Below are 14,719 nucleotides of genomic sequence, written 5' to 3'. Positions count from 1 at the left end.
GATGTTGAAGGACTCCAACCTCATTCCTTGGCCTGTAGCATGCTGTTTTCACTACCGGAAACCCCTCGTACTTCGAGAGGTCGGTAGTCGAACGGTGAGTTAACTGGCTGACGAATAGAGCATTATTGGTTGGTTGTTGGGTGTTTATCGTCGGGGCGGGTGGATGTGACAGCGCTGTTGTCCCCGCCTGGCTTTGGTTGTGAATCAATTGCCGCTGGTAGCGGGCTATCTAGTCAACAAACTGCCGGCGTAGTTTATCGCTGGCATCGCGCAGGCCGGCTGCCCAGGATGGACCGGCACCTTCGGCAAACAGATCGGTGCCGGGAATCCCCAGCCGCCAGCGAACCGTCTTGTTATTGGTGGGGTTACGGCCTTCTTCGCGGAGGTAGAAGTCGGCCGCTACGATGTCCTGCCGAAAGCGCATGACCCGTCGAAGTTCATGTTCTACCTGGTTCAGCAACTCGGGCGTTTCCCGAAACCCAACCGTTTGCAGGTCTATTTTGATGCGATCGATGGTGTATTCCATACTGGTTTTAGCGTATTAAATGAGATAATGAACTGACTGTTAAAAGCGGAACAAGGCCGCTACGGAACCCGACCCCCGAGGGTCTACGATGGTCATGTCATCGACCATATATACCTCTCCGCCCTGGCGAAGCGTCAGCAGCGCTACCCGATCCAGCAGCGACTGGTCGTCCGGCTGGCGCTCGTCGTGAAGGGTAGTAGCCAGCGTAGCTTCGTCAAAATGCCCCCATACGTCGGCCTCAGACTGCAAAAACAGCACGTCGATGCGGCCCATCACGGCTGCTGTCAGCAGCTGCCGCAGATCGCGCGATACGAGTGACGTGCCGCTATGCTGCTGGTACTGGTCGATGCGTAGCTGCCGGTTTTGCCTGAAATCATCGATCAGCAGTTCGTTGGCCATCCGATGAATGTCACGGGGCTGAACGTGATCGAAGTTGCCGGTTAGTCCTTCTTTTCTGAGATACGGATACGAGTTGATCTGCTGGTAGATAGGCTGGTAATAGGCCACCGACGCCAGGAGCAGCGGCACATTTCTGGTGCCCATCAGCTTGATAACGCCCTCGTCGATAAGCCGGAAATAGTCGGCCAGCAGATGCCCTTTTTCTTTGTTGTCCAGGTCGTCGCTGGTGTACCTGGTAGCCATACCGCCCCGGCCTGTCGTACGCCCCTGCAACTCTTCCTCGAAATCGTAATACTGGGTAATATCGCTCAGGCCCAGGGGCATCACCTCGCCGGTATCGACCTGAGAGATAGAGAACGGGTCGGCCTGGTAGAGAACCACGCCGTCTTTGCCAACCTGAAGGACGTAATAAATCGGGAAGGGCTCGGCAAACGTCAGCAACGGCCGCACCCGGAAGCTGGAGTCCAGATGGCAGCTGTTCTCCAGCGGAAGCGGACTCTGGAAAACGGCGAAATAATCGGGGTTTCGGAACACCGCCAGTCCTTCGCGCTGGTGGCGCCAGAACGGCGAGTTGTCGAGCAGGGATTCCAGCGGTTGCATCAGCTCGTCGATGTCGTTGCTGCGCAGCGACTGCTGTTCGAGGGCCCGCCGGATGGTCTGGCTGTGATTTTTGAACGCAAGCTGATCCTGTCTCTCGTTAACTTCCTTGCCCCTGACGTGGGTAGGTATGAAGATAGAGATGCATTGTTGATGACTCTGGTCGGCCAGTTTGAGTATAGTTTCCTTTTCGGCGCGTACTAAATCCATATGTTCGTCTGTTTAGGCGGCCCTTCAGGACCGGGTGTACTATGGCTATGTGCGATGACAGCCTTTATAAATGAACCCGGTATGGCTAGAGATTGATTTGTAAATAATTGATTATAAGTTTTTTATAATTTATTTCTAAGTAATTTATAAGGTCGATCCAGGGTAACGCCGGGCCGGGCCTGTGTGCCGGTCAACTGGTTCATGGGTAGCGCCGTAGGCGTGCTGAAACGGGTGTCGGGCCCGCTCTTCGGAAGACTACCAACCGGGCCGATGGGTAAATTTATCCGGGCCAATGGGGCTTGGGGTGCTTTCCTGGCAGTTAGTAGTATAGCCTGGTTGGTACATTTAGCATATATGACGTATATTGCCTATCGTAATGCTTTTACTGCCATCAACAGGGGTCGGCTAGCTAGCAGTTGACCAGGCAACAAATGCCGTTTTTACACAGAATGACTCACTTCAACGTTGACCTGACGAACTGCGAGCAGGAACCCATTCATATCTTAGGCCATATCCAGTCACACGGTTATCTGGTGGCGCTACGGCCCGACACCTACCTGGTTGTACACGCGAGTGCCAACCTGCCGGATCTGATCAACCAGCCGGTGGCCGACGTACTGGGCCAGTCGATCGAGGTGCTGCTGGCCCAGACCGACCTGCCCGCCAGTACCCTGGTCGAGTTGCTGAACGTAGGGCAGCGCAATCACTCCTGGGATACCATTAACCCGCAGGCCCTGCGGATCAACGGCCACCCCTGGAACCTGATCGTCCACGAGTATAACGGCCTGTTGCTGCTCGAGTGGGAGCCCGTTCAGGAGCCGGAGCTGGTTTCGCTCAACCAGCGGCTGATTGCCGAAGCGCTGACCGAAATGCAATCGAGCCGGCAGCTGGTCGAGCTGCTGCAAAACACCGCCCGGCGGGTCAAAACCATCATCGGCTTCGACCGGGTTATGGTTTACCGCTTTGCCGACGACTGGCACGGGCAGGTCATCGCCGAAGAGAAAGAACCGCATCTGGAACCGTTTCTGGGGCTGCATTACCCGGCCTCCGACATTCCCCGGCAGGCGCGCGAACTCTACAAGATCAATCTGGTGCGACTGATTGCCGATGTTGGCAGCACGCCCGCCCCCATACTGTCGCAACCCGGCTGGCCCGATGATCAGCCGCTCGACCTGACTCAGTCGTCGCTGCGGGCCGTATCGCCGGTGCATATCGAGTACCTGAAAAATATGGGGGTTCAGGCGTCGATGAGCATTTCGCTGCTGTACCGGGGCGAACTGTGGGGCCTGATGTCGTGTCACCATTACTCGCCCCGCTTTGTGGGCTACGGGGCCCGGCAGTCGGCCCGGTTCGTGAGCCAGCTGCTGTCGGCTGCACTGGAGTTCCGAAAAGACGAAGAAGACCAGGCGCAGCTGTTGCTGAGCCGGGAGAACGGAAAAAAACTACACGAGCAGCTCCTCCTCGATGGCGATATCGTACAGGCCCTGACCCGACGTTCGGTGACGGCGCTGGATCTGACCCGGGCAACGGGGGCGGTGCTGCTCTTCAACAACAAACAGTATCCGTTGGGGCAAACGCCCGGCGAAGCCGCTATTCAGGGCCTGGCCGACTGGCTCAGGACCAACACCACCGACTCGATCATCGAAACCAGCCAGCTGCCGCGGCTTTACCCGGCGGCCGAAGCTTTTCGCGAGACGGGGGCGGGTATACTGGCCGTCGTTCTGTCGAGGGAGCTGAACGAATACCTGATCTGGTTCAAGCCGGAGCAGGTGCAGCAGGTGACCTGGGCCGGTAATCCCGAGAAACCGGTGACGGTAAGCGACAACGGGCAAGCCCGCATCAGCCCGCGCAAGAGCTTCGAAGCCTGGACCGAACTGGTTCATAACACCTCGGAGTCCTGGACAGAGACCGAAGTGTCGGCGGCCGTGAAGCTCCGGGAAGATGTGCTGCAGGTAGTTACCCGGCAGGCCAACGAAATCCGGCTGCTCAACCAGCGGCTCCAGGCGGCCTACGAAGAGCTGGATGCCTTCAGTTATACCGTTTCGCACGACCTGCGTACGCCCCTGTCGTCGATCCGCTGCTATGCCGAAATCCTGCAGGAAGAGCACGGTGCTGAGCTGAACCCCGATGCGCAGGTGCTGTTCCAGAAAATCGTGGATTCTACGGACCGTATGCGGGCGCTGATTCGGCATATCCTGTTCTATTCGCGCATGGGACGCACCGAAATCAACGCCCAGCCGATTGATATGGAGCAACTCCTGCAAACGATTCGGGAAGAGATTCTGATTACCGAAAAAGACCGGGTGCTGACCCTCGATATTGACGCGGCTCCGGCCCTTCATGCCGATCCGGTCATGGTGCGCCAGCTGTTTACGAACCTGATGGCCAACGCGGCCAAGTATACCCGCTCGGCCTCCGAGGGGAAGGTCGTGGTAACCGGTCAGCAAACGGCCGACGATGTAATTTATTCAGTGACGGATAACGGTATCGGCTTCGATATGAAAGGGGCCGGTAAGATGTTCGATTTGTTCAAACGATTGGAAAATGCCCGCTCTTTCAAAGGAACGGGGGTCGGATTAGCCATTGTCAAGCGGATTATCAACCGGCATGGCGGAAAAATCTGGTATCATAGCGAACCCAATCGGGGCGCTGCGTTTTTTGTTTCGTTTCCAATCGATCAGGCTAGCGTATATCATGACTGATATTTTATATGTAGAAGACAATATAGATGATGCTGACATTTTCTGTCGATTGATCAGGAAGCTTAACCTGCCAGTCAGCTACACCATACTGAACAGTGGTTCGGAAGCGCTGGATTACCTGTCGAACCCGCCGGCTGACCATGCGAACCAGGACGTTTCGCTGCCCAAGCTGCTGTTGCTGGATCTGAATCTGGATGGTATGAGCGGCATCGACGTGCTGGAGGTGATTCGGGCCGAAGAACGAACCCGCTGGCTACCTATCGTAGCGTTCAGTACATCCGATAACCCCAAAGATATTGAACAGGCGTATGCCGCGGGGATCAATGCCTATCTCGTAAAACCAGGCAGCTATCAGGCGACGGGCGTGATGTTGCAGCGGCTCTGCGAGTTCTGGCTGAATGACAACACCCGATTCGGAAATCAATGAATACACTTCATGAACAACTACGGCAGGAGACCCGGCCGCTCCACGAGCAGACCGAACAACTGCTGTACACCGATGCGCTGCGGGCCGGTACGCTCTCGGTCGATCAGTACCGCCACCTGCTGCTGATGCATGCGCAGTTTCACGGGTCGCTGGAGCAGGCTATCGATCGGCATCCGGCCTTTTTTCAGGATTACGAACCCGATACGCGCCGGAAAACACCCTGGCTCCTGAACGATCTGGCCCAAACGGGGCTGTCGGCAGATGCGGTGTCTGCCTCTCTGTTCGAAGACTGGTCGCCAGCCTGGCTGCTGGGGGCTGCCTACGTGGGCGAGGGGTCTATGCTGGGTGGCAAAACCGTCTGGAACCTGCTGCGCCAGAGTCCGTTTCTCGATAGCCTGCTGGAGAACGCGCGTTTTTACCGCGGCTATGGCGCCGACACGGGGCAGCGCTGGCGGTTGTTCGGGACGTTCTTGACCACCGCCGATGCGGAACCGGCCGATGTAGTGGAAGGTGCCCGCCAGGCCTTTTTAGTCTATCAGACGCTATTCCCGCAAACCCGGGCGCAGGCTTACCTTGCCGAGGCCGACCCGTCGGTTTAGGAAACGGGAAGAAACAGCCTGAAGGTGGTACCTTCGTTGGGGCGGCTGCTGACGTCGATGGCTCCGCCGTGGCTTTCGGCAACGCGCTGGCAAATGGCCAGGCCAATGCCCGTTCCGCTATAGGTCGCTACGTTATGAAGCCGCTGAAAAGGCTGGAAGATGCGATCCTTGTATTTCTCGTCGAAACCGATGCCGTTGTCGGTTATGCTGATGAGCCAGAAAGGTACGTTGTCGGGCAGGCTTTCGGGCAGCTCGCCGGGCTGGGCCGGGCGGGCGTCGATCTGAACAAAAGGCGCTACGCTGGGTCGTCTGAACTTCAGGGCGTTTGATACCAGGTTCTGCATCAGTTGCCGCAGGCGCGACGCACTCCCCTGAACGGTAGGGAGCGGGTTCACCTGAACGGTGGCCTTTTTCTCCGCAATCGACACGTCCAGGTCGCTGACAACATCGTCGAATACGTCGTTCAGGTCAACGGCAGCGTAAGGGTCCCGGTGGGCAGCCACCTGCGAATAGGCCAGCAGATCCTTGATCAGCAGCTGCATGCGGTTGGCCGACTTCTGAATGCGCCGGGCCATGTCGCGTTCCCCTTCCGACAGGTTGTCTTCGAACTGGTTCTGGAGAATATCACTGAAGGCCTGGATCCGGCGCAGCGGCTCCTGCAGATCGTGGCTGGCTACGTAGGCAAAGGATTGCAGACTCTCGTTCGACTGTTGCAGCGTCCGGTTGACGGCCTCGAGCTCGAAACGGTACTGCCGGTCGTTGGTTACGTCGACGGCCGAGGTAACCACGCCCCCGTCGGCGCCGGCAATGGTAATGGCGTAATAGCGGTTGTTATAGGCTAACTCGAACGAATCGGGCTGACCTGTTTCGATGACCCGTACGTAGCGGGCAAACTCATCGGTTTGCTGGATGTTGGCAACCGACTGCTGCGGAATCACGTCGGTCAGGGGGGCCAGACTCAGCAGGGCCTGCCGGTTGGCCAGCACGGGGCGAAAATCGACGATCTGACCCTGCTCATTCCGAACGGGTTCGTGTAGCGAAATGGCCGTTTGCGAGTGGTCGAGAATAGCCTGTAGCACCTGCGTCTGGCCTTCCTGAGCCAGGCGGGCTTCCCGCTGAGCAGTCACGTTGTTGAAGGTCAGAACAATCAGGTCGGTTTCCTGCCGAACGGCCGATACTTCGAACCAGCCCCGAAATCCGTTCTTGTCCTGGTAATAATATTCGGCCTGTTCAGAATAACCCGTGTCGGCCACCCGGGCGTATAAGGCGAAGAACCCCGACTCTACATTACCCGGAAAGACGGACAGCAGCGTTTGGCCAACCAGCTCTTCGGGTGGCCGAAACAGGCTGTTAACCACCGATTTGTTGGCGGTTTCCATCCGGAAATCGATGATCTGACCAGCCGCATCCCGCATGGCCCGCATCAGCAGGATACTGTTCAGCGATGCATCCAGCGTAGCCCGCAGTTCGTCGGCCTGCCGGCGGGCGTGGAGTTCGGCCTGTTTCCGATCGGTGATGTCGATCAGCGAGACAACAAGACCGCTGGCCAGCGGCTCGGCGGTAATCATGTACCAGCCTTCGGTGCCGTCGGCGAGGTAGGTCGATTCAAAGCTATCGGCCTCTCCGGTCTCCAGCACGCGGACGTATCGCGCGAAGAGACCGTTGGTTTTAACCGTCGGCGAAAGCTCAGTCATTTGCTGGCCAACGAGCTGATCAACGGGCCGGCCAATCAGGCTACACAGCCGGGTATTGACCACCCGGTATACAAAATCGATGACCTGCCCGGGTTCGTTGTCGGATGAACGAACCGGCTCGTAATACGCCACACAGCCCGGCGATGCGTTCAGGATTCCCTGCAACAGCGCTACGGGCGACGTGGACAAAGCTGACGCTTCGATGAGGCTATTTTCCGATATTTGTTGAGTAGCGTCCAAAACGCAAGTAATAAGTATTTAATAACAAAAGACCAGCCTCCGGCTCATTCGCTGACGGGCAGGTAAACCGAAAACGTGGCTCCCTGCCCCGACTGGCTGCTGGCGGTAATGCCTCCCCCGTGGTTGACGGCTACCTTCTCACAGATGGCCAGGCCCACCCCGGTACCCGCAAATTCGTTTTTACCATGCAGTCGCTGAAACACCTGAAAAATGCGGTCGGTATATTTTTCGTCGAACCCAATGCCGTTGTCAGCTACTTCGACGCGGTGGTAAGCGGCCGCCAGCCGGGTTGGCTTGATCGAGGGAGGGAGTTCGCGGGCCTGCACCGGGTGGCTGCTGATCACCACGTGTGGCGTAACCCCCGGCCGGCTGAATTTGATGGCGTTGGATAGCAGGTTCTGAAAGAGCTGACTCAGCTGCAAAGAGTCGCCCGGAATGACTGGTAAGTCGTGAATGTCAATCTGCGCTTTTGTTTCGGCAATGGATACCGATAGGTTATCCAGAGCCTGCTCAACCGCCTGCCTGAGCGCCACCGGGGTTAGTGAGGCCTGCCGGGTCGATATGCGGGAGAACGCCAGCAGATCCCGAATCAGGATCGACATGCGGCCGGCCGCCGACTGCATCCGATTCAGAAAGTCGAGTTCGTCGCCCGCCGAGTCGGCGTAGCGGATCTTGAGCAAATCGCCAAACTGCTGAATTTTGCGTAACGGTTCCTGCAGGTCGTGAGACGCAATGTAGGCAAACTGCTCCAGGTTCTGATTGGACCGGACCAGGTCGTTGTTTGCTTCTTCGAGCGCGTGATTGACGACCATAAACTCTTCGTTGGTGGTCATCAGTTCCCGGTTCATGACCGCCAGCTCTTCGGTGCGTTCCTGCACTTCCCGTTCCAGGGCCAGCTGCACCCAGCGCTGTTCGGTTACGTCCTGTACGGTACCACTGATTCGGGTGGGCCGTCCGCTGGCATCGACGAATACGTTCCCCTGCGCCCGTAGAATTCGTTCACGACCCGTGCGGGCGGCATCGATGGTATACTCAACATCGTACAGGCGGTTGGGCGACGCCTGGCTTATGATGTCAGAAGCAGCCGCCCAGAGCCGGGCCCGATCCGCTTCCCGAACGGCCAGATAAACATGTTCGCCCGTTACGGATTCGTGAGGCCGCAGCCCGTACCATGCTTTTAGCCGGTCAGAAAAACAAAACTCGGCGGTAGACAGATCGACTTCCCAGGTACCCAGCTCGGCCAGTTCGATAGCGCCCCGAAAGCGCTCTTCTGCTTCGGCTATCTTTTGCCGGGCGAGTACCTGCTCGGTTACATCGACCGATATGTTCAGCACCGCGTAGGTATGACCAACGGCATTCTGGATGGGCGTATAGGTGATATCGTAAAAATTATGCCGCAGTACACCCTGCTGCACTACATCAACCGGGGTACCGAAGCTCTGGTGCAGGGTGCCGCTTGTGTATACATCGCTGAGTGTCTGTAGAATAGGCTGGTTTTCCAGCTCGGGCATCAGCTGCCGCAGGGGTTTGCCCGCAATGTCGGGCCCCTTGCCGATGGTGTCGATAAACGTCTGATTGGGCAGGTCGATCACCAGCTCTTCGCCGGTGAACAGGGCGATGGCAATGGGGGCCGACGCCACGATGAAGCGGAGCCTGGCTTCGCTGGCATCGACCTGCTGGCGGGCCAGAACCTGCTCGGTAACGTCGGCTACCGTACCCGCCAGCCGGTAAGGCAGCCCCTGCTCGTTTACATAGGCTTTGCCCCGGCAGTGTAACCAGCGCTCGCTGCCATCAACGCTGTTGGCGCGGTGCATAATATCGTATCGGCCGTTTTCCTCCTGGTCGATGGCCCGCTGAACGGCCTGCCCAACCCGCAGCTGATCGGCCGGGTGCACCATCGTCAGTACCTGGGCAAACGGCACCTGATTCGCTCCTGAAATACCAAAGAGTTCCTGGCAATGGTCGTCCCACCAGACCTGCTGATTGACCAGATCAATATCCCAGGTTCCAACATGGGCGGCTTGCAAGGCAAACTGCAATCGGTCCAGGGCAAGGGTATCGTATCGACTAAAAGGCTTCTGCTCGCCAGTCATTAATTACGTGTCGGTTTATCCTGCAAGATAATCAATGAGGCTTAATAGCTTTGTCTTCTATAGGTATAATCGATAAAGTGGTATACACCATACTGACCTCCGTTCAGGAGAGCACATACCCGGCAGAAAGAAATGGCGTTTGCTGGCCAGCGGTCAGGGCTGCGTTCCTAATTGCGAACGACCAGGAGAACCCCGGCCATGATCAGGACCAGCCCCAGCAAACGCCAGCCGTTGGCGGGGTGGAGGGTGAAGCCAAGCAGTCCGTAGTGATCCAGCACAACCGCGGCCAGCAGTTGTCCCGCCACGCTCAGGCTGACCAGGTTACCGGAGCCTATTTTGGGGACGCTGGCAATAACCGTCGATACGTAAATAGCCCCAATAAAGCCACCCGTCCATTTCCACCAGCTTATTTGCCGAAACGTATCGATCGAAGGAGCCGACGAATTCGTTGTCAACAGCACCAGCAGCAGGGACATGAACCCCGTTCCGAATGAGATGGCAGCGGCCAGTAGCGGATTGGTAATGGCCTGCCGCAGATTGGCGTTTACGCCCGCCTGAACCGTTATCGCGAGTCCTGTCAGGAAAGCAAGGAGTAAAAAAACGTAATTCATGACCGCAAAGGTAAGTACTGAACGGTCAGCCTGCCCGGAATCCAATCCCCGTTTGGGCTGAAATACTGCGGCACCTGACCGGCCTACGGCTGCGCAATAGCCAGAAACATTTCGGCGGCCTGCCAGGCGTGAAGAACCGCCAGTTTCTGTTTCACGAGCCCCTTGTCCAGTACGGTCAGCCCCGGATAATGCGCATCGCGGGTTTGCGCTTCCCAGCTCAGCGGGTAGTCGGCAGTACCGACGGGAGCCAGTTTTTGCCGATTGCCGGTGCGGCTTCTGAAATGATCGCTGGCCCAGGCCAGGTAAGGATAGCGCTCCCGGTCGGCGGCTGAAACCGGCTGAGCGGGCACCGGCTCTTCGGCCCGGGCCCACCAGCACAGCGATGCATAGCTATCGGTCTGTCTGGGCACCGGATAGGGGTTGGGCAGGCCAAGGGATGCCAGGCCGAAGTTCATCCAGGTAGTCTGATAAACGCCATGTTCGGCCGGGGTCGGTATGGCTCGCCGGGACGAGTCGAGCGCCACGGCCACGACCGGATGGGTTTTGTCCGACACCAGCGACACCAGAAACAGAACCTGACCCAGGTTATCGGCGCCGGTCATATCCTGGTAGCGATCGAGCGGATCGCGCAGGGCCATGATCCAGTCGCGTATCAGAGCCAGGTTGCCAGTTTCGCGCAGGACCATAGCCATCAGGGCCGCGTCCCGATACCGGGGCCTGGCATAGACCATAAAGTTGGGCAGGGGCCGACCAGCACTGATGTTGATCAGCACTTCGTGGTGCAGCACCCGCAGAACAGGCCCGAACGGTTGGTCGGCGAAGCGGGGCAGTGTCAGCGGTCGGCGCGTACCGGGAATCAGGCGCGGGCGTTTGCCGGGTTGCAGTACCCAGACGCCCTGTTCATCTTCCCGAATCTGAACAGACCGGGGGGGCTGCCCCGGTTCGTCGGCCAGGTCGAGATGAACGGTGTATTCGGACGGAACGATAACCTCTTTTTTTACCGTCCATTGTTCTTCGATATTACCGGTGAGCGCGTTGAGGAGCCGCCCGCTGCGGTAGATGAGCTTGAGCCGGTCGCCCATGCCGAAGAGAAAAAAAGACAGCTCCGGCACCGCAAACCGGGCTGGGTAGCCCTGCCGGAGCTGGGTCAGGCTGGCCTGGTAGGCTTGCCGCGTTTCGGCGGGGTTAGCGAGCTGCGCTGGGGGCGCCGGACGCTGGGCGCTGGCTGCGAATGGGAACAGCAGAAAAAACAAATACCGGCTTCGTAGGCAGCTCATGGTCTGATCGGTTTTCTGGCTGTTTCGTCAATAAACGGCCAACGCTGGTAACCGCCTATAAAACTAAAAAATCGGTGTGTTAATCAAACAAAAAGCTTGATTAACACACCGATATGGATCAGTGCCGATACCGATCTCAGGCAGTCATATGCTGGCGTAGTGTGGCTTCGGCTCCTTCGTTCAGCAGCCGGTTCAGGTTCTCGGCAACGGCGTCGACAAAACCGGGTAGTGTACTGAGGTCGGCCTGCCAGATGGCTGCGTCAGACAGCACGCTTTTGACGAAGGTATGCACGGTGCTGGCCTCTTTGACATCGACCGTTTGCCAGTCGCCGTAGAAATAGGCTGCTTTTTCATCCCGGATCGGGTACGAAATAACGCCCCCGCTGGCGGTGATCTCGCCAATGAACTGACCTTCTTCTTCCCGCACCGCTTTCATGAAGAGCAGATAAGCCGCAAAGCCCAGCGCCATATGTTTCGGTACGGTATTGAACTGGTCGTAATAGCGCTGCAGCGTGGCTACGTTACGGGCCTGCATCTTGGCGGTCTCCTGCAACGAAATATTCAGCAGCAGGTGATCGAGATACGGGTTGCGGAACCGGTCCAGCACGTCGAGGGCAAACTGCCGGATGGCGGCTTTGTCCATACCGGGAGTGCCGTAGTCGGGTACGGTCGGAACGATCTCGTCGAGCATCAGCGACTCAACAAACCGGCTCATATCGGCATGCTGCATCTCATCGGCCACGGTTTCCAGACCAAGCAGATAGCCCAGCGGCATGGTAAGCGTGTGGGTGCCGTTCAGTACCCGCAGTTTCCGCTCTTTGTAGAAGTTAATGTCTTCGTCGATGATGATCTGGGGCGTTGCGTCGCTGGCAAAGCTCAGCATCTGCCGTACCCGGTCGTCGCCTTCGATGGCCCAGAGGTGGTAAGGTTCGGTGAACGTCAGCAGCTCATCTTCATACCCCGTTTCGGCTTCCAGCGCCTGCCGGGCCTCGTCGGTCGGGCGGGTAACGATCCGGTCTACCAGCGAATTGCAGAACCGGACATGAAACTTGAGCCATTTGGTGAAGAGCTTGCCGAGTTCGTTGAACGTAGCCAGCTTTTCAACGGCCTCGCGCAGTTTGAGCCCATTGTCGGTGACCAGCTCGGTCGGAATAACAACCAGCCCTTTGGCTTTCGACCCACCCACGCTGCGGAACCGCTCGTACAGGAACGCCGTCAGCTTGGCCGGGAACGACTCGGGGGGGCGCTGAAAAATGCTTTCTTCCACGTAGTTCAGACCAACTTCGGTGGTATTCGATATAATGATCTGCAGGGCCGGATTCCGGGCCAGCCGTAATATCTCGTCCCACTGCGTCGGAGCGGCCAGCACCCGGCTGATGGCGGAAATCACGGTTGTTTCGGCCACGTTCTGGCCTTGCTGAACCCCCCGCACCGCTACCGTATAGAGGTTGTCCTGTCCGGTAAATTCGTCGGTCTGGCTACCCGTCGATTTAACGACCACAATGGAGCCATTGAACTGGCCCGCTTCATTGGCTTTCTGGACCAGGTAGTCGGGTAAACCGCGAAGCAGCACACCGGTGCCAAACTGCAGAATTTTTTCGGGATGAGTAGGGGCCGGGTGAGAAGTACGGTTTAGTCGGGACATAGTGTCAATGGGCGTCATTTTATTTCGGCAATAATACGAACCAGGTCGCTAACAGTGGCTTCTATTTGATCAAACGCACGAGTATCGAGTCGTTCTTTCGGAAAAAGCTGGGAGCCTATGCCAACCGCTACCACACCGGCGCTGAACCATTTGGTCAGGCTTTCCCGGTTCGGCTCAACGCCCCCCGTCACCATAGCGTTGGTATACGTCAGGGGCCCGCGCAGGCTTTTTACGAATCCCGGCCCCAGCACATCGCCCGGAAAAATCTTGACAAACTCAACCCCCCACTCGTGGGCCGTGGTAATTTCGGTCAGGGTAGCGCAGCCGGGCATGTAGGCAACCTTCCGCCGATTGCAGACGCGGGCAATATCCTCGATGAAATTGGGGCCTACTACGAAGTCGGCCCCCAGCTGCAGATATAGCGCAGCGGTGGGCGCATCGACCAGCGTACCGGCCCCCAGGGCCATGTCGGGGAACTCGCGGGCGCAGAGCCGGCTCAGTTCCGCAAAGCGCTCGTGCGCAAAATCGCCCCGGTTCGTAAACTCAAAGGCCCGGATGCCGCCCCGGTAGCAGGCGGTGAGTACGCCCGCGCAGACCTCGGGGTCAGGATGATAAAAAACGGGCACCAGCGGCACCTCGCGTATGGTTTGATAGACAGACAGTCGGGACAAACGAGCCATAGGAACGAAAAATGGTTACGGCGGAATTACCGCTTCAGTTTACCGGAGCTATCGCCCCGTTCGAGGGTTTCTACCTCGGCCACCGTGGCCAGGTTGACATCGCCCGGAATAGTATGTTTCAGGGCCGATGCGGCTGCGCCGAACTCGACCGCGCGCTGCGGATCGTTGAACGAAACCAGCCCGTAAATTAGCCCGGCCATGTAGGCATCGCCGGTACCGATCCGGTCAACGATGGGGTTCATGGTATAGGTACGGGACTTGAACACGGTTTCGCCATCGTAGAGTTTGGCCGACAGCCGGTTGTGGGAGGCACTGAGCGACGTGCGCTTGGTATCGGTTACGTATTTGACCCGCGGAAAACGCTCCATCAGCGCCCGGCCGGCTTCGGTAAACGTGCTGCCAACGACTCCGTACAGTTCTGAAAACAAGGCTTTGCTGCCCAGCACCAGCGTACAGCCCTCGGTCAGAGCGGGCATGATTTCCTGGGGAGTACGGCCATACTGCCAGAGGTTGCTCCGATAAACGATATCGCCCGAAACCGGAACCCCCAGCCGGTTGGCGGTCTGGATACCGGCCAGCAGACAGTCGGCTGCTCCCTGCGACAGGGCGGGGGTGATGCCCGTCCAGTGGAACCAGGCCGCCCCGGTCAGCACCGTTTCCCAGTCGATCCCGTCAGCCTGGATGCGGGTAAAAGCCGAATCGACCCGGTCGTAGATGATCTGGCTGGCCCGGCTGCCGGCTCCCGTCTCCAGAAAATAAAGCCCCAGGCGTCCGTCGCCGTAACGGATATACTGCGTACCGACATTGTACCGGCGCAGGTAGCCCGCTGCGGCCCGCCCGAGGGCGTGGTCAGGAAAGCGGGTGACGTGGTTGGCATCGAGCCCGAACTGGGCCAGCGAAACGGCAACATTGGCTTCGGTGCCGCCAAAATGCATGTCGAGGACGTCGGTCTGCACAAAGCGTTCCACGCCCGGTGGACTCAGCCGAAGCATGACTTCGCCAAACGTAATAATTTTCAT

At 58.0% G+C, this 14,719-nt stretch carries 12 protein-coding genes; 3 read left to right on the top strand and 9 right to left on the bottom strand.

Annotated elements, in window-relative coordinates; genetic code table 11:
• Positions 1–229: 229 nt before the first annotated feature.
• Positions 230–526 (bottom strand): HPF/RaiA family ribosome-associated protein, encoded by a 297-nt coding sequence (locus tag EQG79_RS20500; protein WP_077923795.1) that lies wholly within the window; start codon positions 524–526, stop codon positions 230–232.
• A gap of 39 nt (positions 527–565) precedes the next feature.
• Complete coding sequence (locus tag EQG79_RS20495) at positions 566–1,732, bottom strand: baeRF7 domain-containing protein (protein ID WP_129603610.1); 1,167 nt, start codon at positions 1,730–1,732, stop codon at positions 566–568.
• A gap of 449 nt (positions 1,733–2,181) precedes the next feature.
• Between EQG79_RS20495 and EQG79_RS20490 the strand changes: the two genes are divergently transcribed.
• From EQG79_RS20490 to EQG79_RS20480, 3 genes are read left to right on the top strand one after another with little or no spacing between them, the layout of a single operon-like run.
• On the top strand, positions 2,182–4,434 hold the full coding sequence (locus EQG79_RS20490; protein ID WP_129603608.1) for an ATP-binding protein: 2,253 nt from the start codon (positions 2,182–2,184) through the stop codon (positions 4,432–4,434).
• Positions 4,427–4,861 carry a response regulator gene (locus EQG79_RS20485; protein ID WP_129603606.1) on the top strand — a complete coding sequence of 145 codons (435 nt, stop codon included), beginning with the start codon at positions 4,427–4,429 and terminating at the stop codon, positions 4,859–4,861. The genes EQG79_RS20490 and EQG79_RS20485 overlap by 8 nt, the downstream gene beginning before the upstream one ends.
• The gene (locus EQG79_RS20480) at positions 4,858–5,460 is read left to right on the top strand and encodes a biliverdin-producing heme oxygenase (RefSeq protein WP_129603604.1); all 603 of its coding nucleotides are present in this window, start codon (positions 4,858–4,860) and stop codon (positions 5,458–5,460) included. The genes EQG79_RS20485 and EQG79_RS20480 overlap by 4 nt, the downstream gene beginning before the upstream one ends.
• Here the strand turns inward: EQG79_RS20480 and EQG79_RS20475 are convergent.
• The 7 genes from EQG79_RS20475 to EQG79_RS20445 form a co-directional block, all read right to left on the bottom strand.
• Complete coding sequence (locus EQG79_RS20475) at positions 5,457–7,343, bottom strand: PAS domain-containing sensor histidine kinase (RefSeq protein WP_129603602.1); 1,887 nt, start codon at positions 7,341–7,343, stop codon at positions 5,457–5,459. The two genes, EQG79_RS20480 and EQG79_RS20475, sit on opposite strands and share 4 nt — an antisense overlap.
• Positions 7,344–7,438: 95 nt before the next feature.
• The gene (locus EQG79_RS20470) at positions 7,439–9,487 is read right to left on the bottom strand and encodes a PAS domain-containing sensor histidine kinase (protein WP_129603600.1); all 2,049 of its coding nucleotides are present in this window, start codon (positions 9,485–9,487) and stop codon (positions 7,439–7,441) included.
• A gap of 167 nt (positions 9,488–9,654) precedes the next feature.
• Positions 9,655–10,098 carry a DMT family transporter gene (locus EQG79_RS20465; protein ID WP_129603598.1) on the bottom strand — a complete coding sequence of 148 codons (444 nt, stop codon included), beginning with the start codon at positions 10,096–10,098 and terminating at the stop codon, positions 9,655–9,657.
• An 83-nt stretch (positions 10,099–10,181) separates the two neighbouring features.
• Positions 10,182–11,375, bottom strand: coding sequence for a hypothetical protein (locus EQG79_RS20460; protein WP_129603595.1), 1,194 nt, complete (start codon positions 11,373–11,375; stop codon positions 10,182–10,184).
• A 136-nt stretch (positions 11,376–11,511) separates the two neighbouring features.
• Positions 11,512–13,020: a tagaturonate reductase gene (locus EQG79_RS20455; RefSeq protein WP_129603593.1), complete on the bottom strand. Its 1,509-nt coding sequence runs from the start codon at positions 13,018–13,020 to the stop codon at positions 11,512–11,514.
• A 14-nt stretch (positions 13,021–13,034) separates the two neighbouring features.
• Positions 13,035–13,700, bottom strand: a complete 666-nt coding sequence (locus EQG79_RS20450; RefSeq protein WP_129603591.1) for a bifunctional 4-hydroxy-2-oxoglutarate aldolase/2-dehydro-3-deoxy-phosphogluconate aldolase — start codon at positions 13,698–13,700, stop codon at positions 13,035–13,037.
• A 26-nt stretch (positions 13,701–13,726) separates the two neighbouring features.
• Positions 13,727–14,719: a sugar kinase gene (locus EQG79_RS20445; protein ID WP_077923786.1), complete on the bottom strand. Its 993-nt coding sequence runs from the start codon at positions 14,717–14,719 to the stop codon at positions 13,727–13,729.

The organism is Spirosoma sordidisoli, from assembly GCF_004138325.1.
GTDB lineage: Bacteria > Bacteroidota > Bacteroidia > Cytophagales > Spirosomataceae > Spirosoma > Spirosoma sordidisoli.
Note: the sequence above shows the minus strand (reverse complement) of the source record. Positions and strands in the feature narration are given on the sequence as shown.